Raw genomic sequence first — 25,874 nt, forward strand, 5'->3', positions numbered from 1 at the left:
GTGCAATGGTCCATCGACGCAGCAGGGGATCAGGAAGAAACTGCCGCACTCTCGCGATCGGCGAACACCTTGGCGTATCGGGTGCCCGCGATCAGCAGCAGCAGACCCACTGCGATGAAAGCGATGACTCGGAACAGTCCGTCCAGCGCGACGAGGTCGAAGAGGAACAGTTTCGCGATGGCCGCCGCCGTCAGGGCCAGTCCGGCCACGAGTGCCGCATGGGCATGCGTGACGCTACGCAGCCCGAAGGCCAGGAGCGCGAAGGCTGCGATCATCCACTCGATGGTCGCGGCAGTGTGACCTGCCGTGAATCCTGTTGATTCGCCGCCGACTCCGATGCCGAGCATGACCGTCGACGCCGTCAGTCCGTAGAGCGCGAGTACGCCGGAGACGATGGCGAGGGTCTGCATTCCGTCGTCGACCAGGTTCAACTCGGCCAGTACATAGGCGAAGGCGAAGGCCGTTGCTGCCAGCAGGATTCCACCGATCACGATGCCGGCACTGCCGACGGCGAAATCGGAGTCCAACAGCGCCCGGGGCGGGCAGACCGAGACGAACATCAGTGCACCGATCACGCCGAATCCGCTGCCGATCAGGTACGCAAGTGTCGAGCGAGTGCTGTGCGCCACGGCGAGCAGAGCGAGGGCGACAGCGAACAGCACGACCGGACGGATTTCGAGGGTTGTCGACTCGACTGCAGCCTGCAACGTGGCCAGGGCACCGATCACCGCGACCGTGATGCGAGCATGTCCCGGCAACCAGCTCACCACAGCCACGATCGCCACTGCGGCAGCAGCGAGAACCAGTTGAAGGGTGACGGTAACACCGCGGTCGAAGATGTCGACGGAGAGCAGGACCGGCAGCGCCGGCAGGGCGATCATCACGGTCGCAACCACATCGGAGACGTTGCGGCGCAACAGCTCCAGCGACATTCCGATACCGAGTACAGCCGTGAGCACGATTGCCAGGAGCAGCCAGTAGTTATCGGTCGAGCCGTTCATGTCGGCAGTGGCGACCGCAGTCAACACCGTGCCGACGAGGGGAACGGTCCGAACAACCTGCAGGATCTGCCAATTCCGACCGATCTGGGCGGGGAAGCCGGCGACATACGTGGCGATGAAGAATGCGATCAACGCCAGGGTGAGGCCCTCGGTCAGTACCGGGCCGCACACCGCGACGCCGACCAGAATCAACACTGCCATCGGCTGCGACTTCCACTGCACCGCCAGAGCTGTTCCGGCAGCTGCAATTCCGAATGCGACGATCAGCCCGATCACGGGATCGAGCCAGCCGTACAGAACGGACGTCGCAAGCACGTCGAGGTACAGGCCCGCGATGCCGGTGGCAGCGAGAGCAATTCCGCCGACCCGTCCACCGGAGCGCCCGAACACCCGAACGCCCGCACCGATCAGCGCGAGGGAGAAGACGGCTCCGGCCGCGACCCGCAGCGGTGGGCCGAACCACCCGGCCTGCGCCGCGAGCACCAACAGCATCACGACACCGACGAGGGTGACGCCGGCCCCGGCGACGGCCAGCAGACGACTGATGACCCCGTCGCGCTGCCACCAGGGCTCCCTCGGCGGAGCGGACGGACGCGGCGCGACCACAGGCCCACGTGGCGCTGCAACCGGACCAGGGGCGGCCGGCTGAGTGCGACCCACCGGCTGGCCCACCGGCTGACCCGCGGGTTGCCCCATGGTCCGATACATCGGCTGACCGTAGTTCTGCGGTGGGAGCTGCTGCGGCACGAAAGGCGGCGCATAGGACAGCGCAACGGGAGCAGGCGGCACCGGGGCAGGGGCCTGAGGAGCACGAGCAGGAGCCTGGGGAGCGGCACCGAGTTGCGACTGCAAGGTCTGCAGATCGACGGCCACCTGACGCATGTGGTCGCCCAGGGAATCGAAGCGACTGGACAGTCGCGCGACGAGTTGCGGATCCAACCCGGAGTTCTGGGAAGAAGTCATGGGTTAGATACTGCGAGCATTGCCGCCGAAAAGCGTGAGTAGTGCTACTCGGTTCTCTCGAGTAGAACAGCCGAATCTCTAGCCGAACATCCTGCGGATCGAGCTGCCGAAGGGATGTTTTGCGGTCACCGAGCCCAACCGAACCTTGCCCGACACCACAAGATGCAGCGGACCGTAGGGCGGTCCGGTACGGACCTTGTTGGTGGCGCTGCCCGCCACCGTGTCGACACCGTTGAGGTCGACGGTCGCTTCGGTGGGCACGATCAGTGTCACGGTGCTGCAGTAGTCGTCGACGTGTATCTCGACCACCTGCGTCGACATGACTGCCTGGGTGAAGTCGAGCGTCACCGTGGACATGCGGGTGGAGACACGCAGGCTCGGCGGCACGTTCCACGGTCCCTTGCGGGTGATGGTGGACATGGTGCCGCGCAGTGTGTCCGACGCGCCGCCGCCGTGCCCCCAATGCTCCTGAACAACACGGCGTGGAGGCTGTTGCGGGGTCGGCGCGGCGAAGGGTTTCGGTGCCGGGCCATGCTCCTCGACCAGGTGCATCCCGGGCAGGTCGACGAGAACCGAGTTCAGCTCACCGCGCGTCTTCGACGCCAGGGCGGTGTCCATTCGCTCGGTGAACTCACCGAGCGAGAGCATGCCCTGCCCCACGGCGCGTTGCAGCAATTGCCCGACGTGTTCACGTTCGGCATCGGACACTCGCAGATCCCTTGCCTCCATGCACTCAGGGTAGCGAAGATCTCAGGCTGCGCGACCGCCGAGAACCGACAGCATTCCGGACACCGATGCGGGCCAGCCGAACTCCTCGGCACGCAACCTGGCGGCGATACGACGGCCGTCCACCGGCAGTTCGAGTACTCGCTCGATCTCCGCAGCGAACCCGTCGGCAGTGTTCTTCGAGGATCCTCCGCAGTGCGGGGTGACGATCTGCGCCAGCGCCGAGGTCTCGGAGACGACGACGGGTGTACCTGCTGCCAGTGATTCCAGCGCGGCGAGTCCGAACGTCTCGTGTGGGCCGGGGGCAAGGGCGATATCGGCCGAGGCCAACAGCGCGGCGACGGTCGACCGGCCGGTGACGAAGCCCAGGAAGTCCACCGGGAGGCCTCGGGCGCGTCGTTCGAGGCCGGCCCGGCGGGGACCGTCGCCGGCAATGACCAATCGAGCGCGTATACCCGAATCGTTGAGTGCAGCAAGCGAATCGATACTTCGCTCGACGTGCTTCTCCACCGACAAGCGGCCGCAGTGCACCAGCAGACGATCCGCGTTGGCCAACCATGCAGACCGATCACCCACGTGCCGACGCCGCGGATGAAACAGGTCGAGATCCACTCCGAGTGGCACCCGATGCACGTTCTGAACCCCGATGCGCTCGAACTCCTGTTGCGCGAACTCGGTGGTACACACAACGGCGTCGTACTGCTCGGCGGTGCGGCGGTTGGCCAGATCGGCAATGGGACGCGCGCAGCGCATCGGCATCGTCTGTGCCAGCAGACGGTCGAGGCGTTCGTGCGAGATCATCACGCTGCGCACATCCCGCCGCGCGGCCCAGCTACCCATGCCGCGCAGCGTCAGCCGGTCCGATACCTCGATCACGTCCGGCCGCAGCCCGGACGCCACCGCCGACACTCGGCGTGGGTCGGCAACCCGGTAGCCGCCGGTGCACGGGATCTGCGGGGCGGGCACCTCGATGCGCACCACCCCCGAGGGCAGCAGTTCCTCGCTCCACTGCGCTCCCGGCACGATCAGCGTCACCTCGTGGCCGCCTGCGACGTAGCCCGATCCCAGCTCGTCGACGGCCGTCCGCAAACCGCCGGACCGAGGTCCGTAGAAGTTGGCCACCTGCACGATGCGCACCCGACCAGTCTTCCCACCCGGACGTCCACCGGGCACCGCAGCGATGGACAGTGGCCGAACCCTCGCGAAATTTCTGTGTGGGGATCGCTACCAGCGGGTAGGTGGAACAGATGCGAGTGACACTGCAATCCACCGGAAACGCCGCAGCGCCCGAAGTCTGGGAGCGCTACATGGAGCCGACGGCATGGAAAACCTGGGCTCCCCAGATCATCGGCGTCGAATATCGTGGCGAGCGACTCACCGCGGACAGCACCGGCCGAGTGCTGGGGCCGCTGGGACTGCCGATCGACTTTCGGGTGCATTCGGTCGACGAGCGGTCGTGGACCTGGGCATGGTCGGCGTGGTTCCAGAATCAAGCCATCGGAGTCGACCTGACGCACGGCGTCGTCTCACGACCCAACGGGACCAGGGCCTGGCTGACGATCGACGGACCGATGCCCCTGGTCCTGCCGTACGTACCGGTCGCCAAGTTCGCGCTCGGCAAACTGTGTGCGCAGTAGTACTACTCGGAGCGGGTGACGGTCTTCTCGTCGGATTTGTCGGCCACGTGGGTCGGCTCGGGGGTCGGTAGCGAAGGCTCGTCACCCGATCCGTCCAGATGGCCGTCGAACTCGTCGATCGCCTCGTCGCGTTCGGCACCGGTCTGATCGAGATCGGCGTCGACGCCCTTCGAGTGCTTCGCCGGGTCGACGGTGGTGTCCACTGCTTTGTTGTCGGTCATGGGGTCAAGAGTGCCCGTCGGCCCGAGACGCAAACCCCTACAGCCCCTTCTCGATGGCGTAGCGAGTCAGTTCGACACGGTTGGCCAGCTGCAATTTCCGCAACGTCGCCTGCACATGGTTCTCGACGGTGCGGTGACTGAGCGTCAATCGCGTCGCAATCTGCTTGGCGCTCAGACCCTTTGCCACCAGTCGCAATACCTCGGTTTCCCGGTCGGTCAGCGTGGGGCGCGTATCGGATTCCGGTTCGGGCGACGACGACATCCGCCGGAACTCCCCGAGGACCAGGCCCGCGAGACCGGGAGTGAACACGGCTTGCCCGGCTGCGGTGGCGCGGACGGCGTCGAACAGCTCCTCCGCCGATGCACTCTTGACCAGGTAACCCGTCGCGCCCGCCTTGATCGCGTCGAGCACGTCGCTGCGTTCGGCAGAGGCCGAGAGCACCAGGATCTTGGTCTCGGGCGACGCCTCCAGGACGGCCACGGTGGCGTCGGCCCCGTTGCCGTCGGGCAGGTGCATGTCCATCAGCACGACGTCGGGAGTGGTGGCTCGGGCGCGGCGTCCGGCAGCGGCGACGCCGTCCGCGGTGGCGACGACCCTGAATCCGGCGGCCTCGAGATCTCGGGCGACGCCGTCACGCCACATCGGGTGATCGTCGACGACCATCACCGCGATCTCGGAATTCGTCTCCTCTGTCATCGAAGTCCCTTCGTTCTCGGAAGACGAATCTCCCATTCGGTCCCCTCGCCGTCTGCGGTATCGAGCAGTGCTGTGCCACCCAGGGATTCGACGCGGCCGAGTATCGATTTCGAGACGCCCATCCGACCCTCGGCTTCGGCGGCGGCGAGCCGTCCGGCGGGAATGCCGTGGCCGTCGTCGCGAATACTGACGATCAGCTCTCCGTCGACGTCCTCGAGCAACACGTACGCCTTGGCCGCGGACCCTGCATGGAGTTCGACGTTGGACAGTGCAGTTGCCACCACTGCGGCGAGTTCCTCGGCCACTTCGGATTCGACGAGCACCGGGTCGGCCGGAGTGGAGACGGAGACTGCAGTACCGGCCTGCGTGCGCAGCAACGCGCGCACGTCCACGATCGAGCCGGTGTGATCATCGCGCGGAGCGGCCTGTTCCGAGATCAACACGCGCAGCGCGACTTCCTGCTCACCGGCAAGATTCGCGAGTTCTGCAGCAGGCCCGCCTATTTCGAGCCCTCGCCGGCGCACGAGGGCCAGTACCTGCAGTACCCCGTCGTGCACCTGCCGGGCGAGTCGTTCACGTTCCTCGGTGATCGCGGCCGATCGAGCTGCGCGACGCAGCTCTTCGTGAGCGCGCCGGGCAGTGTTCGACGCCATTCCCAGCGCCAGCCCGGCCGAGAGCAATACCGGAGCGGTGGCGTCGGACCAGAGGTCGGAGTCGAAGCGATCGCGAACGAGCGCGCTGACCACCGACATCACGACACCGGATGCAATCCCTCCCTTGGGGCCCAACAGGATTGCCGCGGAGATGACGGCATTGGTGGCCCACAGCGTGGTGGGCAGGGTTTGGCGGGTGCTGTACCAGTCGTAATCGGCCACCAGCCGCGTCGAGGCCATCAGGGCGATGACGATCACCTGATCGGCGAGCACCACCTGCCACCGTGGCAGCGATGCGCGCGCCAGCATCAACGCCGATGCCCCGGACCACACGGCCATCAGGGAAACGAACACCCAGCTCAAGCGGGGATTGGTGTAGTTGTCGACGGTGGCGACCTGGTAGCTGACGGCGTAGACGAGGGTGATCAGGCGAAAGGCCTGCGAGGCCCGCCACAGCGGGGTGTCGGGATCGGACGAGGTGAGCGTGGTCCGCACCCGATCAGCCGTCCGCATCGGTGTTCTGGCCCGGAATCTTCAGTTCTCCCTTGGCAAGTCGATCGGGCTCGTCGGCACCGGGAGGTGTGTGCGGATCACTCGCTTCGGCCGCGTACAGCGGGTCGGTCGGTTCGAGTTCCTCGTAGACCTCCTCCGGATCGTCGGCGAGCAGCGACCGCACGGCGGTGTTGAGCACTGCGACGATCGGCACTGCGAGCAGGCCACCGACGATGCCGGCGAGCAGAATTCCGACGGTGATGGACAGCACCACCGCCAGTGGATGCAGCCGTACCGCGCGTCCGAGCAGAAGTGGTTGCAGCACATGCCCTTCGAGCTGCATGACGGCGACCACGATGCCGAGGGTGATCACTGCGGTGATCAGGCCTTTCGTCACCAGGGCGATGAACACGGCCACGAATCCGGTCAACACGGCACCGATGATCGGGATGAACGCGCCGATGAACACCAACGAGGCCAGCGGGAGAGCCAGCGGCACACCGAGAATGGCGAGACCGGCACCGATGCCGATGGCATCCGCGGCCGCCACGGCAACCGTCGCGCGGACGTATCCCACCAGAGACCCGAAACCTTGGATGCCCGCGGTACGGATCTTCCTGCGGGCTCCGGTCGGCGCGAGCCGGGTGACGAACCGCCAGATCTGATCGCCGCCGTACAGGAAGAAGATGAGCGTGAACAGTGTCAACAGTGCGCCGGTGAGAATCTCACCGATCACCGCGGCGGTCGTCAGGGCTCCGCTGGTGACGGCTTCCTGGTTGTCCTGAATGACCTTGACCAGGTTGTCGGTGGCCTGCCGAATCTGGTCCTCGCTGATGTGCAGCGGTCCGCTGCTGAGCCATTCCTCGACGCCGTTGATCGATTGGGTGAACTGATCGCCCACCTGCGGCAGACCTTCGATGAACTGCTCGACGATGAAGGTCATGATCCCGGCGACGACGCCGATGCTGGCAATGATCACGATGATCACCGCGACGGCTCGCGGCACTCCGCGTCGATGCATCCAGTCGACGACCGGCACGAGCATCGCCGACGCCAACAGTGCAAGACCCAACGGAATGACGACGGTGCTCAGCTTCGCCACCACGTACGCGAAAGTGATGAATCCGGCGAACAGGACAAGTATTCGCCACGTCCATTCCGCCCCGACCCGCACCAGCGGGTGCACCGAATCTGCCGCCGAAGCGGGGCCCGGGGACGCCCCCGTACCTTGCGCCCGCAACTCGTCGGTGCTCACCCGCTAAATTTAACCTGTGCTGGCATCTTTCCGAGCGGTCTCGCTCACTCTGAAGAGTCGCTGGCCGCTCTATATGTTCTCGATGCTCATCGCCAATGTCTTCGGGGCCGTGCTCGTGTTCGCGTTCGTGCGCTACGGCCTGCCCATCCCCGAATCGCAATCGATCGTCGCCGATCGTGTCCGCAACGTGTACATCTTCGGTGCCTATCTGGGTGTCGCCCTGGTGGTCAGCCTGATCTACGCGTACACACTGCTGCGCTCGGTCATCAGGTGGCAGCTCCGCGGTGGTCCGCCCACCCGCAAGGAACAGATGACGACGCTGCACGCGCCGTTGCGTCAGGCGATCGTGCACCTGATTCTGTGGATCATCGGCGGCATCATCTTCGTGTTGCTGACCATCGCAGAGATGCCGTCGCTGTCGATCGCGGTCATCGTCACCGTCGGAATGGCCGCGACGGTCACCTTCGGATTCACCTACATGCTCGGCGAGCGCATCCTGCGGCCGGTCGCGGCGATGGCTCTGAGCGAGGGCCGCTTCGATCGCACGATGACGCCCGGCGTCGGTACCCGCATGGCCATGACGTGGGGACTGGGAACGTTGATGCCCGTCATCGGCATCATCCTGCTGTGCGCCACCCAGCTGACCACCGATCTGGTGTTCTCCCCCAACGCCCTCGCCGTCGCCATCATCCTGCTCAGTGTTCTCGCCATCGTGCAGGCGTTCGTACTGTCGATGCTCACCGCGAGCCAGATCTCGGACCCCATCAGCCAGCTGCACAGCGCCATCGAACGCGTTCAGCGCGGCGAGACCGACGTCGAGGTCGACGTGTTCGACGGCAGCGAGATCGGGCGCCTGCAGGTCGGCTTCAACCGCATGATGGAGGAATCCGCCGAACGACGCGTCCTGCGGGAGCTGTTCGGCCAGCACGTCGGCGAGGACGTGGCGCGTCGCGCATTGCAGTTCGGAACCGAACTCGGCGGCGAGACACGATTCGTCGCGGTGCTGTTCGTGGACATGGTCGGCTCCACTGCCACCGCATCCGAGCGCCCACCGAGCGAGGTCGTGGTGTTGCTCAACGAGTTCTTCCGCGTCGTCGTCGATGTCGTCGGACGTCATCACGGCTTCGTCAACAAATTCATGGGCGACGCGGCCCTCGCGATATTCGGAGCCCCACTCGATCGTCCGGACGCCCCTACCGCCGCGCTCGCCGCCGCCCGTGAACTGCGATTCGCACTGAACGAGATCACCGGCCTCGACATCGGCATCGGCGTCTCGGCGGGTCTTGCCGTCGCCGGCAACATCGGAGCCTCGGAACGCTTCGAGTACACCGTCATCGGAGACCCGGTCAACGAGGCATCGCGACTCACCGAGCTGGCGAAACTGCGCCCTGGACGCGTCCTGGCGTCGACCTCGGCCCTGTACTTCGCCGACGACGAGGAACAGGAACAGTGGGAGTTGGGAGACCAGGTTCAACTGCGTGGTCGACGACGGGCCACCCACCTGGCCTGGCCGGTCGAGTATCCCGACGCCACACCCGGCGACGGTTAGTCTGACAAGGTGCCCGACCCCAGCTCCACCCGCGGACCCGCAGTGCGGCGTCCGCGAAATCGGCTCCGGTGGCTCAAATGGATCGCTGGAATCGCCCTGGTTGCGCTGCTGGTGGGCGAGGCGATCTACCTGTGGCCGCGGCTGCACGAATCCTGGACCGCCGTTCGTGAAATCCACTGGGGTTGGCTGGCGGCCTGCATCGTCGCGCAGGCAGTGTCGCTGAGCGCATTCGGCCGAGTACAGAAACAACTACTCGACGCAGGCGGCGTGAAAGTACGTCAGCGAAAGTCCGTGGCGGTCATCTACGGCAGTACCGCGATGGCGCTCACCCTCCCCGCCGGGCAGGTCTTCTCGACGGCGTTCACCTATCGCGAGACCCGTCGCTGGGGCGCGAGCCCGGTGGTGGCGTCGTGGCAGTTGGCCATCTCCGGCGTCATCGCCGCAGCGGGACTGGCCGTCCTCGGGGTGGCCGGAGGATTGGTCGTCGGCAGTTCGTTCAACACGTTCACCGTGGTGCTGCCGATCGCCGGAGTCATCGCGATCGTCGTCGCCGTCCGCTACATCTCGAATCACCCCCAGTCGATCAAGACCGTCGCGCGCTGGGGACTGCGTCGCTACAACGCGTTCCGAAACCACGAGCTCGATGCCGGGGCCGAGGGCATCGACAAGATCATCGGTCAGATTCAGTCCGTCCAGCTCGGCAAACGCGACGGGGCGCTCACGCTGTCGTGGTCGGCGGTACATCGACTCGGCGACGTGGCCTGCCTGGCGTTCGCGTGCTTCGCCGTCGGCGCGGATCCACGACTGTCCGGTTTGCTCATCGCCTTCGCGGCGGGCAAAGCCGTCGGATCCGTTCCACTCGCGCCGGGCGGCCTGGTTGTCGTCGACGCCACCCTCATCGCGTTCTTGACCAGCGCCGCATCGATCACCGCGTCGCAGGCGGTCGCGTCGGCGCTGGTCTATCGTGGGGTCAGTTTCATCCTTGTCGCCATCGTCGGGTGGATCGTGTTTCTGGTGCTCTTCCGCAAGCACCAGCACGCCGATCTCGAGTTCGATATTGCGCTCGAACAGCAGGAGACCGCCGAGCTGCGACGCACCGAGAACAGCCGGGACGCGAAGGGCGATCCGGAGCCGGCATAAACGCAGACGGTCAGTGGCGTTCGTCACTTTCCGTTCACCTGGAATATATACGGACCCTGGTCCGCTTGTGTACTATGAGCATTGAAACTTCAACCCACTAGGAGTCACCATGACCACCGCCATTGCACTTCCCGAGCTCACCGCAGGCACCTGGGCCATCGACGCAGCCCACTCCACCGTCGGATTCACGGTCCGCCACCTGGTGGTCAGCAAGGTCCGCGGCCGTTTCCAGGCCTTCACCGGCACCATCACCGTCGCTGCCGACGGCACCCCCTCTGTCGACGCCGAGATCGACGTCACCTCGATCACGACCGACAACCCCCAGCGCGACGGCCACCTCAAGACCGCCGACTTCTTCGAGGTCGAGAAGTTCCCCACCGCAACGTTCAAGTCCACCTCGGTCAAGGCCGACGGCGGAGACTTCATCGTCACCGGTGACTTCACCCTCCACGGCGTCACCAACTCCATCGATCTCAAGCTCGAGTTCAACGGCGTCAACGCCGGCATGGGCAACGGACCGGTCGCCGGCTTCGAGGCCAGCACCGTCATCAACCGCAAGGACTTCGGCATCAGCATCGACATGCCCCTCGAAGGCGGCGGCGCAGTCGTCGGCGACAAGATCACGCTGAACCTGGAAATCGAAGCCGGACTGCAGGCGTAATTCAGCCCCGCTTCACCCCTCCCCCTTCCGGATCAATGCGGCTTTGTTGCAGTCCAAGCGACTGAAACCCACATTGATCCACGCCGGGAGGCCCACCGAACGGCCCGTATCGCATTCGCGGTACGGGCCGTTCGCTATCGGTGTCTACAGTGGGGCGCGTGAAGTTTCGATCCCCCGTAGTTGCTGCCGTCCTCGACCTGCTGATGGTCTTGCTCTTCGCCGCGATCGGCCGTCGCAGCCATGCCGAGGCCACCGCGCTGTCCGGCCTGTTCCACACCGCCTGGCCGTTCGTCGTCGGTGCGGCCATCGGCTGGATCGTCACATTCGCGCTGTACCGCAACAAGTTCGACGCGTTCCTCATCGTCCCGACGGGCATCGTCGTGTGGGTGATGACGGTCGCTCTCGGCATGGTCCTGCGTGCGGTGACCGGGCAAGGAACAGCTGGGGCGTTCATCGTCGTGGCAACCCTGTCCACCGCGGTTCTGCTGCTCGGTTGGCGCGCGCTGGCGAAGTTCGTACCCAGCGTCCGCTGACTGAAGAGTTCGTCGAGATCGGCCTCGGCGCGATAGGATCATCCACGGTGCGCCGGGAAGTCTGGTCGGCAACTGTTCTGTGCTGCGCACATGCCCTTCGATTCGACGGGTTCGCACGGCACGACGTTGCTACCGAAAGGCTTTGTCACTGTGTCTGATTCACCGAGTCCGACTGGTTCAACCACACCGAAAGCACGATTGCCGCTGTTCTCTCGCGGCTCCTGGTCCGAGGCCGACCGGGTCGCGCAGATTCTCCGCAAGGAAACCGTCGGTGGCGCATTGCTCCTCGTCGCCACTCTTGTCGCGTTGATCTGGGCCAACTCACCCTGGTCCGCGGCATACGACTCGCTGATGAGCACCCGCGTCGGGCCCTCGGCACTGCATCTCGATCTGACGCTCTCGACGTGGGCCGCCGACGGGTTGCTGGCCATCTTCTTCTTCGTCGTCGGACTCGAGCTCAAACGCGAATTCGTTGCCGGTGATCTGCGCGATCCGGCACGCGCCGCGTTGCCGGTGGCCGCGGCCGTGGGTGGAATGATCGTTCCCGCAGTCATTTTCGTGCTGTTCAACCTAGGCACCGGGGACGGCGCTCTCCTCGGCTGGGCCATTCCCACCGCAACCGACATCGCGTTCGCCGTCGCCGTTCTCGCGGTGATCAGCACGCATCTTCCGACCGCGTTGCGAACCTTCCTGCTGACCCTGGCCGTGGTCGACGACCTCCTGGCTGTCAGCGTCATCGCCATCTTCTACACCGACGACATCAACTTCGTCGCGCTCGGACTGACGCTGATTCCGCTTGCCCTGTTCGCCGTTGCCGTGCAGATGCGCGTCCGCTCGTGGTGGGTTCTCATTCCGTTGGCCGTGGTGACGTGGGTACTCATGCACGAGTCCGGCGTCCACGCCACCGTCGCGGGCGTTCTGCTCGGCTTCGCCGTTCCGGTGATCCGGAGCAAGGCCAACGGCGGCCCCGAAGCGGGCCCCGGTCTCGCCGAACACTTCGAGCACAAGATTCGGCCCATCTCCGCGGGAATCGCGGTGCCGCTCTTCGCCTTCTGCGCTGCCGGCGTGACCGTCGGTGGATTCTCAGGTCTTCGCAGTGCACTGACCGATCCGATCGCCATCGGCATCATCGCCGGCCTCGTCATCGGCAAGGCCATCGGCATCTTCGGCACTACGTATCTCGTATCCCGTTTCACCAGGGCGACACTGGATGCCGGACTGAAATGGCTCGACGTCTTCGGTGTCGCGATGCTCGCGGGTATCGGCTTCACCGTGTCGCTGCTGATCGGCGACCTCGCTTTCGGCGAAGGAACTCAGCGCGACGATCACGTCAAGGTCGGTGTGCTGACCGGTTCGATCATTGCGGCCACCATCGCCTCGATCATTCTGCGAACCCGCAACAAGGCGTACCGGGACTTCTACATCGAAGAGACCCGCGACGACGACCACGACGGCATCCCGGACGTGTATCAGAACAAGAAGTAGCGATCGTTGGCATCCGGATGGCTCCGGTGACACGATGAGTCCGTGAGCGGAACCGTGCGCGAACTGTTGACCCGGCACGTCGACGCCGGACTGATGCCGGGGGCGGTAGCACTCCTGGGCGGCCCTGATGCGGAACCGATCGCGGTCGGATCATCGGCGGTCGGCGGTCCACCGATGGCAATCGACGCCATCGTCCGGATTCAGTCGATGACCAAGATCGTCACCAGCGTGGCCGCCCTGCGGCTCGTGGAGGCGGGCCGACTGACGCTGGACGACGACGTCGTGCCCTGGCTTCCCGAACTCGCGGGCCGCCCCGTGCTCGCCCGCCCCGACGCTGCACTCGACGACACCGTTCCTCAGGGCCGACCGATCACGTTGCGGCACTTGCTCACCAACACCAGTGGGTACGGAATTCAGATGGGAGACACCCCGCTGGCCCGGGCGATGAGGGACAACGACACGGAAGCCGGATCCGCGCCGTCTCCGCTCGGCGCGGACGAGTGGTTGGCACGCATGGCGGATCTTCCGCTGGCTTTTCAGCCCGGCGCTGGGTGGCGCTACCACCACGGCTTCGCGATCCTCGGCATCCTCGTCTCCCGCATCGTCGGCCGGTCTCTGCAGGATCACCTCCGCGACGACCTGTTCACTCCACTCGACATGCCCGACACCGGACTGTGGGTGCCGACCGACCGGTGCCATCGCCTGACGGCGGCCTACCGGTTCGAGGACGGGTCGTTGTTCGAAACCGAACCCGCCGCAGGCGGGCCCTATGCGGGACCGCCCCCTGTCGACGTGAGTCACGGCGAGTTGGTGTCCACGGTGACCGATTTTCACCGCTTCCTTCGCGCGATCGCGACGTCGGTGTCGACCGAGCACCTGGAGCTGATGACACACGACCAGGTGCCTGCGTCGATCAAGACCGACGAGAGTTTCTACCCGGGCTTCTGGCCGGGTACGGGGTGGGGATTCGGCGTCTCGGTCGTCACCGAAGGAAATCACCTCGGTCGGTACGGCTGGTCCGGCGGGCAGGGCACCGACTTCTTCGTCGACCCGGACGGGGCCATCGGCATCCTGCTGACGCAGACCGAATTGTGCGAGGCCACCTTCGCGCTCCTGTCGGAGTTCCAGGAACTGCGCTGACAAGACCTGTGCTGACACGACCTACGCTGGGTCGATTGCAGCACCTACAGTTACCGCCGTGATCGAGAACCGGTTTCGAGCGTGACGCAGCCACTGGCCCGTCGACTCGGGCTCTTCGACGCCATCGTCATCGGTGTCGGTTCGATGGTCGGGGCCGGAGTGTTCGCGTCGTTCGCCCCCGCTGCGGCCGTTGCAGATGCGGGCCTGCTCATCGGTCTTGCCATTGCCGCGGTCGTGGCGTTCTGCAACGCCACCTCGTCCGCGCAGCTGGCCGCCCAGTACCCGACCTCGGGTGGCACGTACATCTACGGTCGTGAACGACTCGGCGAGTGGCCCGGATTCGTGGCCGGCTGGAGCTTCGTCATCGGCAAGACCTCGAGTTCGGCGGCCATGGCACTGGTGTTCGCGGCGTATGTCGCACCTGCCGGTTACACAGAACTCGTTGCGGTGCTTGCCATTATCGCATTGACAGCGGTGAACTACTTCGGCATCACCCGCACGGCCATGCTGACGAAGATCCTCGTCGCTGCCGTGCTCACCGTCCTCGTCATCGCAGTGGTCCTCGGCCTCACAGGCTCGTCCGGCCCCGCCGTCGGCGGACTGGGCTCGTTCACCGAGAACGGGTGGTACGGAATTCTGCAGTCGGCGGGGCTGCTGTTCTTCGCCTTTGCGGGGTACGCGCGTATCGCCACCCTCGGCGAGGAGGTCGTCCGACCCGAGCGCACCATTCCGCGTGCCATCGTGTCCGCCCTCGGTATCGCGCTGGTGGTCTACGCGGTGGTTGCGTTGACACTGCTGTCGGTTCTCGGCCCCGATCTCCTGGCCTCGTCGTCTGCCCCATTGGTCGATCTCGTGGGGGCGTCGGGACAGTCGTGGGCGTCGCCGCTGATGCGGATCGGCGCCGGCCTCGCCGCACTGGGAGCGTTGCTGGCGCTGATCGCCGGCATCGGACGCACGTCGCTGGCAATGGCCCGCCACGACGATCTGCCGTCGTATCTGACCGCGGTCCAGCCGCGCTATTCGGTTCCGCACCGGGCCGAGATCACCCTCGCCGTGATCGTCGTCGTGCTGGTCCTGGTGGTCGATCTGCGTGACGCCATCGGCTTCTCGTCGTTCGGAGTCTTGCTCTACTACCTGGTGGCCAATCTCAGCGCGTACACCCAGGATGCCGAGAATCGCCGCTACCCGCGGGCCTTACCGGTGATCGGCAGCATCGGGTGCGTGGTACTGATCGCAACGTTGCCGGTGTCGTCCATCGTCGTCGGAACCATCGTGGTCGTGCTCGGTGTCCTCTACCGAACAGGCCGACGACTGTTCACTTGACGGCTGATTCGACAAACGTCAATATAGACGAATGTCGAATCAAGAACGGTCGTCCCTCGATGGTGACTGCTGCTCGCCGCTGATCCGCGAACCCCTGAACGCGGATTGGGCCGGAGACCTCGCCCACATGTTCAAAGCACTGGGCGATCCCGTGCGGCTTCGCCTACTCAGCCTCGTCGCCAGCCACGCCGGCGGCGAAGCGTGTGTCTGCGACATCTCCCCCGCATTCGACCTCTCCCAACCCACCATCTCCCACCACCTCAAGGTCTTACGCGAGGCCGGGCTGCTCGATTGCGAGCGCCGCGGCACCTGGGTCTACTACTGGGTGGTTCCTACTGCGCTGCAACAACTGTCGTCGGTTCTCAGTTCGGCCGACCCGACGGCGGTGATGGCATGAGCACATCGACCGAAACTGCCGTAGTCGGCAAGCTCTCCACCCTCGACCGGTTCCTGCCCGTATGGATCGGCGTGGCCATGGTCGTGGGGCTGCTCCTGGGACGCATGATCCCCGGGCTGAACGACGCCTTGTCGTCCATCTCGATCGACGGCGTCTCGCTCCCCATCGCCATCGGCCTGCTGATCATGATGTACCCGGTGCTGGCAAAGGTGCGCTACGACCGTCTCGACACCGTCACCGGCGACAAACGCCTGCTGCTCGGATCGCTGGTCCTCAACTGGATCCTCGGTCCGGCTCTGATGTTCGCTCTCGCATGGCTTTTCCTCCCCGATCTGCCCGAGTACCGGACCGGGCTGATCATCGTCGGGCTCGCACGCTGCATCGCGATGGTCATCATCTGGAACGACCTCGCCTGCGGAGACCGGGAAGCCGCCGCGGTTCTGGTGGCGATCAACTCGGTGTTCCAGGTCTTCATGTTCGCCGTTCTCGGGTGGTTCTACCTCTCGGTACTTCCCGGTTGGCTCGGACTCGAGCAAACCACCATCGAGGCGTCGCCCTGGCAGATCGCGAAATCGGTACTCATCTTCCTCGGGATCCCGCTGATAGCGGGATTCGCGTCGCGCTTCTTCGGTGAACGCGCCAAGGGCCGCGACTGGTACGAGGAGAAGTTCATCCCCAGGATCGCCCCGTGGGCGCTGTACGGTCTGCTGTTCACCATTGTCATTCTCTTTGCGCTGCAGGGTGATCGGATCACATCGCAGCCGCTCGACGTAGTGCGCATCGCGCTGCCACTGCTGGTGTACTTCGCGGTGATGTGGGGCGGCGGCTACGCCCTCGGTGCCGCGATGGGTCTGGGGTACGAGCGCACCACCACCCTCGCGTTCACCGCTGCAGGCAACAACTTCGAGTTGGCGATCGCTGTCGCCATCGCGACCTACGGCGCGACATCCGGGCAAGCGCTCGCCGGAGTCGTCGGACCGCTCATCGAGGTGCCGGTACTGGTGGGCCTGGTCTACGTCTCACTCGCCCTGCGTAAACGATTCTCCCCCAATCCATCCGCGACCACCGTGACCAAGGAGTCCTGATGTCCGACACCCCAAGCGTGCTGTTCGTCTGCGTCAAGAACGGCGGCAAATCGCAGATGGCGGCCGGTCTCATGCGCAAGGCGGTCGGCGATTCGGTGGAGGTGCACTCGGCAGGGACCAAGCCCAGCGGATCCGTCAACGCACTCTCGGCCGACGCCCTCCTCGAGGTCGGCGTCGACCTCTCCGACGAGCAGCCCAAGCCGATCGATCCAAACCTGTTGTCTCGCATGGACTACGTGGTCACCCTCGGGAGCGAAGCGAAGGTCGATCCCATCGACGGTCCGACATTCGAGAACTGGAACACCGACGAACCGTCCGAACGCGGTATCGACGGTATCGAACGAATGCGCCTGGTGCGCGACGACATTGCCGCTCGGGTCGAGGAGCTCGCGTCCCGATTGCGCCGCACCAACGGTTGACTCGAATGACTCCGGAGGTAGTGGTGATCGGCGGCGGTCAGGCGGGACTGTCCGCCGGCTACTACCTGCGACGGGCCGGTCTGGACTTCGTCATCCTCGACAATCAGACACATGCCGGCGGGTCCTGGCAGGACTACTGGCCATCGCTGCATCTGTTCTCCCCCGCCGAGTACTCACGCCTACCCGGCTGGCCGATGCCGCCGTGGCACAACGGCTTTCCACCGGCATCACATGTGGTGGACTACCTTCGGGCATACGAGAAGAAGTACGAACTGCCGGTTCACCGGCCCGTCGAGGTGAAGTCCGTGCATCGAGTCGAGGGCAGCTATCGAATCGACACCGATGGCGAGTCGTACGGTGCCGCGGCCGTCATCAATGCAACGGGAACGTGGTCTCGACCCTTCTGGCCGAGCTACCCCGGAATGCGCGGGTTCGGCGGGACCCAGCTGCATGCCGCCGACTACCGGGTGCCCGATCCGTTCGCGGGCAAGCGAGTCGGCATCATCGGGGGAGGCAATTCGGCGGCGCAGATCCTCGCCGAGATCTCCACCGTCGCCGAGACCCTGTGGTTCACCAACCGTGAACCTCGGTTTCTGCCCGACGACGTCGACGGCCGGGTGCTGTTCGATGTCGCCAGCGATCGGGCTCGCGCCCTTGCCGCGGGCGACGCGGACTCCGGCGGGGTCACCGGCCTGGGAGACATCGTGATGGTGCCGCCGGTGCGAGACGCACGCGATCGTGGAGTTCTGCATGCTCGGCCGATGTTCACCGCCTTGACCTCAGACGGCGTCACCGACGGGCACACAACCGAGACTCTGGACGCGATCGTGTGGTGCACCGGTTTTCGTCCGGCACTTCGCCACCTGCGAGCATTGCACTTGCACGCCGATGGTTCGGGAATTGTGCTGGACGGCAACCATGTTCGAGACGAGCCGACCCTGATTTTTCTCGGCTACGGCGACTGGACCGGCCCCGCGTCGGCAACGCTCATCGGTGTCGGCCGGACCGCTCGGGCAGCCGTGGACACCGTCATTCGAGGAAGAAAGGTAGATCAGTCATGAACGAATACCCCGTAGTGGTGATCGGCGCAGGGCCCATCGGTCTCGCCGCCGCGGCGCATCTGACCGAAACCGGCTCTGCCGTAGTCGTTCTCGAATGTGGTCCGTCCGCAGGAGCAGCAGTGTCCGGATGGAACCACGTTCGGTTGTTCTCTCCGTGGTCCGAGGTCGTGGACCCCGCGGCCGCGCGGTTGCTCGAGCCCACCGGTTGGACCGAGCCGGACGGCGAGACCTACGCCACCGGACGCGAATGGGTGGAGCAGTACCTCGCGCCACTCGCCGCCGTACTCGGTGACGCCGTTCGCGTGGACTCCGAGGTAGTCGGTGTCGCCCGCCGCGGACGCGACCGCGTGGTCGACGCCGGCCGCGACACGGAGCCGCTGTCCGTCCACATCCGGCATTCGGACGGCAGCGATGAACGCATCCTCGCCCGCGCGGTCGTCGACGCGTCGGGCACCTGGGGATCACCGAATCCACTGGGCAGCGAGGGACTCCCGGCCGTCGGAGAGAAGGCCGCCGCAGATCGGATCGACTACCGAGTTCCCGATCTCACCGATCCGGCGATTCGCTCCCAGTTCGCGGGCAAGCACACAGTCATCGCTGGCAGCGGCCACTCCGCCCTGACCGCCATCATCACCTTCGCCGAACTCGCCGCCGAGGAACCAGGAACGACACTCACCTGGGCCGTCCGCCGAGGCGTCACCGCCGATGTGTTCGGCGGCGGGGACGCGGACGAACTGGCTGCTCGCGGCGCTCTCGGTCAACGCGCCAGGAAGGCGGTCGACGACGGATTCCTCACCGTCGTCGCCGGCTTCCGCACCGAAACCGTTGCGGTGGAGTGGGATCGGCTCACTCTGATCGGTGTCACCTGCGCTCGCATCGAGAACGTGGATCGCATCGTCGCACTCACCGGGTTCCGACCGAATCTGTCGTGGCTGTCCGAGGTGCGCCTCGATCTCGATCCCACCCTGCAGGCACCGAAGTTCGTCGCGGAATTGGTGGACCCCAACATGCATTCGTGTGGATCGGTGTCCCCACACGGCGTCGAAGAACTCACTCAACCCGAGCCCGGTTTCTACCTGGTCGGCATGAAGAGCTACGGCCGCGCTCCGACGTTTCTCGCGATGACCGGCTACGAGCAGGTTCGCAGCATCGCAGCCGAACTCGCCGGCGACCACGAGGGCGCACGGAAGGTGGAGCTGACGTTGCCCGACACCGGAGTCTGCGGCGGCGCGGGCCTGTTCGACGAACCCGACGCGCCGTCGACCGGCGGTTGCTGCAGTGTCCCCCGCGAGACTGAGGCGCAACTGATCTGACCGTCAGCCGACCCGGGAGGTGAACAAGATGCGGACCGCCGCGCCCTTTCGGAACGATCGTTCCGCGGCTAACATCGAACCCTACTACTTGGAACACTCGTTCCGTTATCGAAAGGAATAGTGCGGTGAAACTGCGACGGATACGGACCGCGGACGGATTGCAGTTGCAGACTTCGACCACAGGTGAGTCCTGGCAGCCGACACTCGACCGGTCGGCTCTGGGCGGGAGCGTTTTCGATTCCGAGTGGGAACTGGCCCGCGCCGATGAACACCTCGAGCACAGTGCGCTGGTGCTGCCGTTCCAGCCGGCCTCGTTCCGGGACTTCATGCTCTACGAGCAGCATGTTCTCGACGCAAGTCGGGGCTTGCTCCGGCGTTTCCATCGGAAGCAGAGCCGGGCAGTGGCTGCCGTGGAAGCGCTCACCCGACGCCCCTTTCCGCTGCTGCGCCCCAAGCCGCTGTTCTACACCCAACCCATCTACTACATGTCCAATGCGCTCACTTTCGTCCCCTCGGGGACGGCGCTCGCCGCCCCGTCCTATGCGAAAGCGCTGGACTACGAACTCGAGATCGGCTTCGTCCTCGCTCGGAGTTTGTTCGACGCCACCGCGGACGAGGCTCTCGACGCCATCGGAGCGTTCGTCGTCCTCAACGATTTCAGCGCTCGCGATGTCCAGCGCTCCGAGATGGACAGCGGATTCGGGCCACAGAAGTCCAAACACTTCGCGACCTCGCTCTCGGAGGTAGCCGTCACCGCCGATGAGATCCTGCCCACGATCGATTCCCTGCGGGGAACGGTCACCATCGACGGCACCACCGTGTCCACCGTCTCGAGCGCCGGGATGCAGCACACTATCGGGGAAGTCCTGGCGCATGCCTCCCGCAGCGAGATACTTCGGCCCGGTGAATTGTTCGCCACCGGCACCCTGCCCGGCGGCAGCGGGATGGAAACCGGGCACTGGCTCACACCCGGGTCCACCGTCGAACTCAGCATCGACGGGATCGGCAGTATCAGCCACGTCATACTCGATTCGTGACGTTCCCCGACTCCGAAGAATCGCCTGCTCGCTCGAAACGGGACGCCAATCGCGCCGAGCTGCGGACCCGGTTGCTCGACTCAGCCGAGGAACTCTTCGCCGACCGCGGCTACTTCGGTGTCGGTGTCCGCGATATCACCGACCGCGCACACACCCGATTGGCCTCGGTCAGTGAGCAATTCGGCGGTAAAGAAGCACTCTTTCAGGCCGTGCTGGCGCGGCGCATCCGCCCTCTCAACGACGATCGGCGCGCCCACCTGTCGGCGCTACCGACGCGTGGAACCCAGCCCGAACGTCTACGCGCACTGATCGAGGCGTTCACCGAACCGATGCGTCGCCGTGCCGGTGCTCCCGGATGGGACAACTACTTTCGGCTCATTGCTCAACTCTCCAACTCCGGCAACCCGATCGGTCGTCTGATCGTCGACGACTTCAACGCCATCGCCATCGATTTCATGACCCGGATGCACGCACTGTTCCCACACGCGAACGAGGCGGAAATTCACGACGCGTACCTGCATCTGGTCGCCGCCGCGATGCACACCTACTCCAACAATCTCCGGCTCGACAGTCTCACCGAGGGCCGGATGCATGCGCGTGACATGGACGAACGGCACCGGGCGTTGCTGCGCTTCGCCCAGGGGGGCATCACCGCGACGGTCACCCGTTCTGCGTCCGGCTGATCGTCGTACCGCGGCGAAGGAGTCACTCAGCCGAAGGCCTGGTACCCCAGCCAGCCGGCGAGTCCGAGGCCCAGAATCCCGACACCGATACGCAGGACGATCGGCGAGATCACCTTGACCGTCGGTGGCCCGCAGGCTCCGCCGACGAAGCAGCCGATCGCCAGAGCGAGTGCAGCCAGCCAATGCACCTGGCCGGAGAACGAAAAGATGATCGCGGCAATGAGATTGGCGATGCCGAGAAAGAAGCTCTTCAGAACGCTTGCGCGCCAGAAGGTATCCGACGTGCAGATCAGCGCCAGCGCGAGAAAGATGACACCGGCTCCGGCACCGAAGTAGCCACCATAGATCGCGACAGCGAACAGTGCCAAGGGGTAGAGCGTCGGAAACTGTTTGCCTCCGGACAACTTTCGGATGCTCGGTTGCAGCAGCAGTGCAATGGCGGCCATCGCCACCAGGAACGGCACCACTACCTCGAACGAACCGTCAGGCGTGTTGAGCAACAGGATCGCGCCGGTGGTGCCGCCGAGCGCGGAGTAGATCGCGTAGCGAACAAGCTGCTTGCCGTCCTTGGCCAGCTCGGCCGACGAACTCGCCGTCGCGCCGACGCCGGCAGCGACCAGAGCCACCGTGTTCGTCACGTTGGCCGACACCGCGGGCAAGCCCACCGCCAGCAGCGCCGGATACGAGACGAGCGAGGCGAGCCCGGTGACGAACCCGATGAGGCCGGCGAAGAACCCGGCCACCACCAGTAGTCCGAAATCGAGCACCGTCACCGAATAAAACTACCGTGACTAACGATCCCGACTACTCGACGGGGTTCGCCATCTCCTGCAGCAACCGACTCGTCATCCGCACTGCCTGATCCCCACCGTCTGCGTCCTCGATGTACACCGCGAAAGCGACGTCACCACTGGTGGCGAGTACGAAGCGATCGTCGCCGCTGTCCCCGGCGAAGCCCTGGACACCATCGAACGTATCGAGGCCACTGCTGCTCGACGAGTCGGCGAGTATGCCGCGCAACCGGTTTGTCGCGTCCGTTCCGATGGGCTCGGCTTCGCGATCGGCGACGGCAGTCTGTCCGGCGACGATCATCGGGGTCGGTGCGCTGCCCCGGGAGATCGCGGCTGCCATCTGCGCGAGTCCGAACGGCGTCACGGTCGCCTCGTCCCCGGAGGCCGTGGACACGGTGCGGATGCCGTCGATTGCACTACGACTTCCGGCGGGAGTTCCGGTGTAGGCGTCGAGCCCGGGCATGGAGTAGTGAATTCCCAGGCCGAGCCGCGCGGCTGCATCCTCGCCACTGTCGTCACCACGATCGGACTGCACGGCCTTGACCAGGTCCGACGCGGTGCCGGCCGGGTAGGAACCACCGAAGGCCACGTCTCCTTGCTCGTTGGCGTAACTGTTCTGTGCCGCACCGATGATCGCGCCGGTCGAGGTGGACAGTGCCACGATCGACGCGGACGTCCCCGCCATCACCACAGCGTTCTCGGCCGCGAGTTGCACGCGCGGATCGAGCGTCGAGTGCAGATCCGGCCCACCCGGACCCTGGAATCCGACGCGTCGCTCGCCGCTTCCGTCGACGGTGTAGGTGTCGACGGCCCAGCCCGCGGTGGCGTCGCGCCCGGCTTGCCATGCGGTGCGCAGAGAATCGAGCACCGGTGAGGTGATGCGCCGGTCGTCGACGATGAGCTTCGGTTTCGGGGAGACCACCACACCCGGCACTGCGCGCAGATCGTCCTCGAGAACGGCGAAGTCGTCGTCGCGCAGAGTCACCGCGGTGATCGGCGCACCGCCGGCCGAATTCAGCTCTGCCAGCATCGATTCGGAGGTGATGAGCGGTGCGACGACATCGATGATGTCGGCGAGTTGCGTCGTGGACGCAACCGGATCACTCGTCTGCGCCGGGTCGAGGGAGATGGCGTTGATGGTCCGCTCACTCATCAGCACGTTGTTCGCGGCGTCGAAGATCAGCGGCGGCGCGGCGTCGGTGCGGGTGTAGCGGACCGAGCCACCGGAGGTGAGGTCGGGTACGAGGGTGGCCGGATCCCACGCGATGCGCCAGCCAACGCTGAGTTTCTTGGTCGAGCCTTGCGCGCTGTACTTCCAATCCTTACCCTCGCCGAAGTTCCACGCCGACGCCAGAGTGAAGAAGCCGCTCTCGTCGGAGAGGTCCATGTACTGGGTCAGGTCGAAATCGCCGGTGGACGTGCCGTCGGCCGACAAGCCGTCGAACATCTGGTTGAGAGCTGCTGTCGCGGCGTTCGGGTAGGTCGTGAGCGCGGCGGCGGCCGCGACATCGCGGTTGTCCAGCGCATCGACGAACTTCGAGACCAACACTTCGGCTTCGCTCGGTGGCCGATCGACCATCCAGAACGCGGCCGAGACCGTCAATGTCGCCGAAGCTGCCACAGCGACGAGGTAGCGACCGCGAACCTTGCGCGGGCCACGACGGACACGACTCATAGAACTCATGAGTCACAATATTCACTGTAGTCACACGAGTAACAAGCACGGTATTCATACGAGCCGGTCACGATTGAGATACGTCCTGGCCGGTCTACCTCAGAAAGCGACCCGCAGCTTCGATGGCCGGCGTCGAGCTGCCCGCGTTGTTCACGAAGACCGCGAACGCAAGATCGCCGGAAATTCCGACGAACCAACCGTGAGCGCCTTCGTTGTTGGCACCGAACTCGGCGGTGCCGGTCTTACCGAGCAATCCGGGGATGTCATTCAACGCCGTGGCCGTTCCGCCGGTGATGGTCTCGCGCATCATGGTCTTGATCTGCTCGGTGACCTGCGGGTTCACTGCTACCGGCTGCATGTTGCCCACGCCGGGCTTACCTGCGACAACCGTCGGTGGGAGCAAGGCGTTGTTGGCGATCGAGGACGCGACCAGCGCCATCCCGAACGGTGACGCGGTCACCTGCCCCTGGCCGATGGCGCATTCGACGCGCTGCGCCGGGGTGTCGGCCGACGGCACCGAGCCGGTGACGGTCGTCAGGCCCGGGGTGACGTAGTCGACGCCGAGGCCGTACTGCGCCGCCGCGTCGGTCAGACCGTTCGGCGGCAGTGCGACGCCGAGCCGGCCCATCGTCGTATTGCACGATTTTGCGAAGGCGGTGTGCAGCGGCACGTCACCGAGTTCGAAGTTGTCGTCGTTCGGGATCTGCCTGCCTTCGATGTTCTCGGTCGCCGGGCACGGCAGCACGGTATCGGGGGTGACCGCACCGGACTGCAGGGCAGCCGAGGTGGTGACCGTCTTGAACGTCGACCCCGGCGGGTACAGGCCGGTCAAGGCGATCGGGCCCTCGGAGTCCGCGGCGGCGTTCTGGGCAACAGCCAGAACATTTCCCGTCGACGGCCGAAGCGCGACGATCGCAGCCTGCTGTGGCAACGACGCCAGGGCGTTCTCGGCTTTGAGTTGCAGCGCCGAGTCGACCGTGGTCGCGATGTCCTCGCCGGTGCTTGCATCGCGTCCGGCGAGCTGGGTGACGGTGCCATCGGCTGCGACCGCTTGGATCGCCCAGCCACGATTGGCGGCCTGCTCCTGCTCCCACAGCGTCGTCAGATCACTGAGCACCGGCGAGACGAGGTTGCGATCGGTGGCCAACAGTCGCGTCTGCGGCGCGAGCGTGACTCCGGGGATGGTGGCGAGCTGGGCACCGATGGGGTCGATATCCGACTGACGGAGGGATACGATCGTGGCTGAATTACCCTGTGCAGCAGCAACAGTCGCAGCGACGGACTCGGCCGTGATACCCGGAACGACGGATCCGACGAGGTTCGCGACAGCTACGGGATCGGCCGTCGCATCGACGTTGACGAGGGTGACCACCTGCTGCGACATCAGCTCGACGCCGTTGCCGTCGAAGATACGAGGTGCCACCAGAGCATCAGTCGGAGTGAATCGCACCGACGAGTCGGCCGTCAGGCCCGGAACCAACATCGCCGGATCCCAGGTGATCTTCCACCCCTGCTGGGTCTCGGCTGCAGTGGCCGACGTGGTGTAGTTCCACTCCTTCGGTTCACCGTCCGGTTCGGCGGTGCCGTCGCTGGTCGTCGAGAAACGCCAGCCGGCGTTCAACGTGAACGTGCCGGCATCCTCGTTGGCGTCGACAGCCTCGAAATCGGGAGTGGCCGTCACTGTTCCGCCGCCCGAGAGCCCGTCGTACAACGCGGTGAGCGCTGCCGTCGCTCCGGCCGGATCGGTGGTCAGCGCGGCCGCCTGCTCGATGTTGGAGCTGTTCACCGCGGCCGCGAACTGCTCGGCGACCGTCTGCGGCTGATCGGGACCACTCTGACCGCAGGCGGCGAGCACCAATGCCAGAACGGTCAGGATGGCTGCCGACGTCGTCGATTTTCTCGATGTGCGCACGACGTCGATCATGCCCCAGGCCACC

Annotated in this window: 25 protein-coding genes; 15 read left to right on the forward strand and 10 right to left on the reverse strand. The window is 65.4% G+C overall.

Annotated elements, in window-relative coordinates; all coding sequences use genetic code 11:
• Positions 1-29: 29 nt before the first annotated feature.
• From CH305_RS06180 to CH305_RS06190, 3 genes are all read right to left on the reverse strand, one after another.
• Positions 30-1,964, reverse strand: coding sequence for a DUF2339 domain-containing protein (locus tag CH305_RS06180; RefSeq protein WP_179278205.1), 1,935 nt, complete (start codon positions 1,962-1,964; stop codon positions 30-32).
• Between the two features lie 78 nt (positions 1,965-2,042).
• On the reverse strand, positions 2,043-2,693 hold the full coding sequence (locus CH305_RS06185; RefSeq protein WP_094703125.1) for a DUF1707 domain-containing protein: 651 nt from the start codon (positions 2,691-2,693) through the stop codon (positions 2,043-2,045).
• A 21-nt stretch (positions 2,694-2,714) separates the two neighbouring features.
• A complete protein-coding gene (locus tag CH305_RS06190) occupies positions 2,715-3,827 on the reverse strand; it encodes a glycosyltransferase (protein ID WP_094703126.1) in 1,113 nt (370 codons plus the stop codon).
• A 110-nt stretch (positions 3,828-3,937) separates the two neighbouring features.
• Here CH305_RS06190 and CH305_RS06195 point away from each other — a divergent pair, with 110 nt between their 5' ends.
• Positions 3,938-4,327 carry a hypothetical protein gene (locus CH305_RS06195; RefSeq protein ID WP_032405807.1) on the forward strand — a complete coding sequence of 130 codons (390 nt, stop codon included), beginning with the start codon at positions 3,938-3,940 and terminating at the stop codon, positions 4,325-4,327.
• A 2-nt stretch (positions 4,328-4,329) separates the two neighbouring features.
• Here CH305_RS06195 and CH305_RS06200 read toward each other — a convergent pair whose 3' ends face one another.
• Genes CH305_RS06200 through CH305_RS06215 form a run of 4 tightly spaced genes read right to left on the reverse strand, consistent with a single transcriptional unit; the run spans position 4,330 to position 7,645 of the window.
• Positions 4,330-4,548 carry an autophagy-related protein 2 gene (locus CH305_RS06200; RefSeq protein WP_094617196.1) on the reverse strand — a complete coding sequence of 73 codons (219 nt, stop codon included), beginning with the start codon at positions 4,546-4,548 and terminating at the stop codon, positions 4,330-4,332.
• Between the two features lie 37 nt (positions 4,549-4,585).
• Positions 4,586-5,212 carry a response regulator transcription factor gene (locus CH305_RS06205; RefSeq protein ID WP_170944630.1) on the reverse strand — a complete coding sequence of 209 codons (627 nt, stop codon included), beginning with the start codon at positions 5,210-5,212 and terminating at the stop codon, positions 4,586-4,588.
• A 29-nt stretch (positions 5,213-5,241) separates the two neighbouring features.
• The gene (gene macS / locus CH305_RS06210) at positions 5,242-6,411 is read right to left on the reverse strand and encodes a MacS family sensor histidine kinase (protein ID WP_032405261.1); all 1,170 of its coding nucleotides are present in this window, start codon (positions 6,409-6,411) and stop codon (positions 5,242-5,244) included.
• Positions 6,398-7,645: an AI-2E family transporter gene (locus CH305_RS06215; protein ID WP_373454535.1), complete on the reverse strand. Its 1,248-nt coding sequence runs from the start codon at positions 7,643-7,645 to the stop codon at positions 6,398-6,400. Before CH305_RS06215 ends, macS begins: the two co-directional genes overlap by 14 nt.
• A 73-nt stretch (positions 7,646-7,718) precedes the next feature.
• On the opposite strand from CH305_RS06215, the gene CH305_RS06220 reads away from it, so the two are divergent.
• The 14 genes from CH305_RS06220 to CH305_RS06285 all read left to right on the forward strand — a co-directional run bounded on the left by CH305_RS06220 (position 7,719) and on the right by CH305_RS06285 (position 21,471).
• A complete protein-coding gene (locus CH305_RS06220) occupies positions 7,719-9,194 on the forward strand; it encodes an adenylate/guanylate cyclase domain-containing protein (protein WP_032378364.1) in 1,476 nt (491 codons plus the stop codon).
• 9 nt (positions 9,195-9,203) lie between these two features.
• Positions 9,204-10,334 carry a YbhN family protein gene (locus CH305_RS06225; protein ID WP_094703128.1) on the forward strand — a complete coding sequence of 377 codons (1,131 nt, stop codon included), beginning with the start codon at positions 9,204-9,206 and terminating at the stop codon, positions 10,332-10,334.
• A gap of 109 nt (positions 10,335-10,443) precedes the next feature.
• Positions 10,444-10,995, forward strand: a complete 552-nt coding sequence (locus CH305_RS06230; protein ID WP_094703129.1) for a YceI family protein — start codon at positions 10,444-10,446, stop codon at positions 10,993-10,995.
• A 158-nt stretch (positions 10,996-11,153) separates the two neighbouring features.
• The gene (locus CH305_RS06235) at positions 11,154-11,528 is read left to right on the forward strand and encodes a DUF3054 domain-containing protein (RefSeq protein ID WP_094703130.1); all 375 of its coding nucleotides are present in this window, start codon (positions 11,154-11,156) and stop codon (positions 11,526-11,528) included.
• 150 nt (positions 11,529-11,678) lie between these two features.
• A complete protein-coding gene (gene nhaA, locus CH305_RS06240) occupies positions 11,679-13,013 on the forward strand; it encodes a Na+/H+ antiporter NhaA (protein WP_094703208.1) in 1,335 nt (444 codons plus the stop codon).
• Between the two features lie 42 nt (positions 13,014-13,055).
• Positions 13,056-14,153, forward strand: coding sequence for a serine hydrolase (locus CH305_RS06245; RefSeq protein WP_218828573.1), 1,098 nt, complete (start codon positions 13,056-13,058; stop codon positions 14,151-14,153).
• Between the two features lie 81 nt (positions 14,154-14,234).
• On the forward strand, positions 14,235-15,476 hold the full coding sequence (locus CH305_RS06250) for an APC family permease (RefSeq protein WP_094703131.1): 1,242 nt from the start codon (positions 14,235-14,237) through the stop codon (positions 15,474-15,476).
• A gap of 31 nt (positions 15,477-15,507) precedes the next feature.
• Entirely contained in the window at positions 15,508-15,873 is a 366-nt protein-coding gene (locus CH305_RS06255) for a helix-turn-helix transcriptional regulator (protein ID WP_094703132.1), read from the forward strand.
• Positions 15,870-16,958 (forward strand): ACR3 family arsenite efflux transporter, encoded by a 1,089-nt coding sequence (gene arsB, locus CH305_RS06260; protein WP_094703133.1) that lies wholly within the window; start codon positions 15,870-15,872, stop codon positions 16,956-16,958. The genes CH305_RS06255 and arsB overlap by 4 nt, the downstream gene beginning before the upstream one ends.
• Positions 16,958-17,377 (forward strand): low molecular weight phosphatase family protein, encoded by a 420-nt coding sequence (locus CH305_RS06265; RefSeq protein WP_094703134.1) that lies wholly within the window; start codon positions 16,958-16,960, stop codon positions 17,375-17,377. Before arsB ends, CH305_RS06265 begins: the two co-directional genes overlap by 1 nt.
• 5 nt (positions 17,378-17,382) lie before the next feature.
• The gene (locus CH305_RS06270) at positions 17,383-18,438 is read left to right on the forward strand and encodes an ArsO family NAD(P)H-dependent flavin-containing monooxygenase (RefSeq protein ID WP_094703135.1); all 1,056 of its coding nucleotides are present in this window, start codon (positions 17,383-17,385) and stop codon (positions 18,436-18,438) included.
• On the forward strand, positions 18,435-19,751 hold the full coding sequence (locus tag CH305_RS06275; RefSeq protein WP_094703136.1) for an NAD(P)-binding domain-containing protein: 1,317 nt from the start codon (positions 18,435-18,437) through the stop codon (positions 19,749-19,751). The genes CH305_RS06270 and CH305_RS06275 overlap by 4 nt, the downstream gene beginning before the upstream one ends.
• A gap of 125 nt (positions 19,752-19,876) precedes the next feature.
• Positions 19,877-20,788 (forward strand): fumarylacetoacetate hydrolase family protein, encoded by a 912-nt coding sequence (locus tag CH305_RS06280; protein ID WP_094608697.1) that lies wholly within the window; start codon positions 19,877-19,879, stop codon positions 20,786-20,788.
• The gene (locus tag CH305_RS06285; protein WP_032405249.1) at positions 20,785-21,471 is read left to right on the forward strand and encodes a TetR/AcrR family transcriptional regulator; all 687 of its coding nucleotides are present in this window, start codon (positions 20,785-20,787) and stop codon (positions 21,469-21,471) included. Before CH305_RS06280 ends, CH305_RS06285 begins: the two co-directional genes overlap by 4 nt.
• Positions 21,472-21,497: 26 nt before the next feature.
• On the opposite strand, the gene CH305_RS06290 is transcribed toward CH305_RS06285, so the two are convergent.
• From CH305_RS06290 to CH305_RS06300, 3 genes are all read right to left on the reverse strand, one after another.
• Positions 21,498-22,244 carry a sulfite exporter TauE/SafE family protein gene (locus tag CH305_RS06290; RefSeq protein ID WP_032405248.1) on the reverse strand — a complete coding sequence of 249 codons (747 nt, stop codon included), beginning with the start codon at positions 22,242-22,244 and terminating at the stop codon, positions 21,498-21,500.
• Positions 22,245-22,275: 31 nt separating this feature from the next.
• A complete protein-coding gene (locus tag CH305_RS06295; RefSeq protein ID WP_179278211.1) occupies positions 22,276-23,937 on the reverse strand; it encodes an NTF2-like N-terminal transpeptidase domain-containing protein in 1,662 nt (553 codons plus the stop codon).
• Positions 23,938-24,031: 94 nt separating this feature from the next.
• Positions 24,032-25,861 carry a penicillin-binding transpeptidase domain-containing protein gene (locus CH305_RS06300; RefSeq protein ID WP_094703137.1) on the reverse strand — a complete coding sequence of 610 codons (1,830 nt, stop codon included), beginning with the start codon at positions 25,859-25,861 and terminating at the stop codon, positions 24,032-24,034.
• Positions 25,862-25,874: the final 13 nt, after the last annotated feature.

It is taken from the genome of Rhodococcus sp. 15-649-2-2 (genome assembly GCF_002258645.1).
Lineage (GTDB): Bacteria > Actinomycetota > Actinomycetes > Mycobacteriales > Mycobacteriaceae > Rhodococcoides.

What these genes read in the sequence shown, in the direction of transcription:
- CH305_RS06300 (WP_094703137.1), bottom strand. Translation starts at nt 25,861, where the DNA reads ATGATCGACGTCGTGCGCACATCGAGAAAATCGACGACGTCGGCAGCC.
- CH305_RS06185 (WP_094703125.1), bottom strand. Translation starts at nt 2,693, where the DNA reads ATGGAGGCAAGGGATCTGCGAGTGTCCGATGCCGAACGTGAACACGTC.
- CH305_RS06230 (WP_094703129.1), top strand. Translation starts at nt 10,444, where the DNA reads ATGACCACCGCCATTGCACTTCCCGAGCTCACCGCAGGCACCTGGGCC.
- CH305_RS06270 (WP_094703135.1), top strand. Translation starts at nt 17,383, where the DNA reads ATGACTCCGGAGGTAGTGGTGATCGGCGGCGGTCAGGCGGGACTGTCC.
- CH305_RS06200 (WP_094617196.1), bottom strand. Translation starts at nt 4,548, where the DNA reads ATGACCGACAACAAAGCAGTGGACACCACCGTCGACCCGGCGAAGCAC.
- CH305_RS06275 (WP_094703136.1), top strand. Translation starts at nt 18,435, where the DNA reads ATGAACGAATACCCCGTAGTGGTGATCGGCGCAGGGCCCATCGGTCTC.
- CH305_RS06220 (WP_032378364.1), top strand. Translation starts at nt 7,719, where the DNA reads ATGTTCTCGATGCTCATCGCCAATGTCTTCGGGGCCGTGCTCGTGTTC.
- CH305_RS06180 (WP_179278205.1), bottom strand. Translation starts at nt 1,964, where the DNA reads ATGACTTCTTCCCAGAACTCCGGGTTGGATCCGCAACTCGTCGCGCGA.
- CH305_RS06265 (WP_094703134.1), top strand. Translation starts at nt 16,958, where the DNA reads ATGTCCGACACCCCAAGCGTGCTGTTCGTCTGCGTCAAGAACGGCGGC.
- CH305_RS06255 (WP_094703132.1), top strand. Translation starts at nt 15,508, where the DNA reads ATGTCGAATCAAGAACGGTCGTCCCTCGATGGTGACTGCTGCTCGCCG.
- CH305_RS06205 (WP_170944630.1), bottom strand. Translation starts at nt 5,212, where the DNA reads ATGGTCGTCGACGATCACCCGATGTGGCGTGACGGCGTCGCCCGAGAT.
- arsB (WP_094703133.1), top strand. Translation starts at nt 15,870, where the DNA reads ATGAGCACATCGACCGAAACTGCCGTAGTCGGCAAGCTCTCCACCCTC.
- macS (WP_032405261.1), bottom strand. Translation starts at nt 6,411, where the DNA reads ATGCGGACGGCTGATCGGGTGCGGACCACGCTCACCTCGTCCGATCCC.
- CH305_RS06195 (WP_032405807.1), top strand. Translation starts at nt 3,938, where the DNA reads ATGCGAGTGACACTGCAATCCACCGGAAACGCCGCAGCGCCCGAAGTC.
- CH305_RS06295 (WP_179278211.1), bottom strand. Translation starts at nt 23,937, where the DNA reads ATGAGTCGTGTCCGTCGTGGCCCGCGCAAGGTTCGCGGTCGCTACCTC.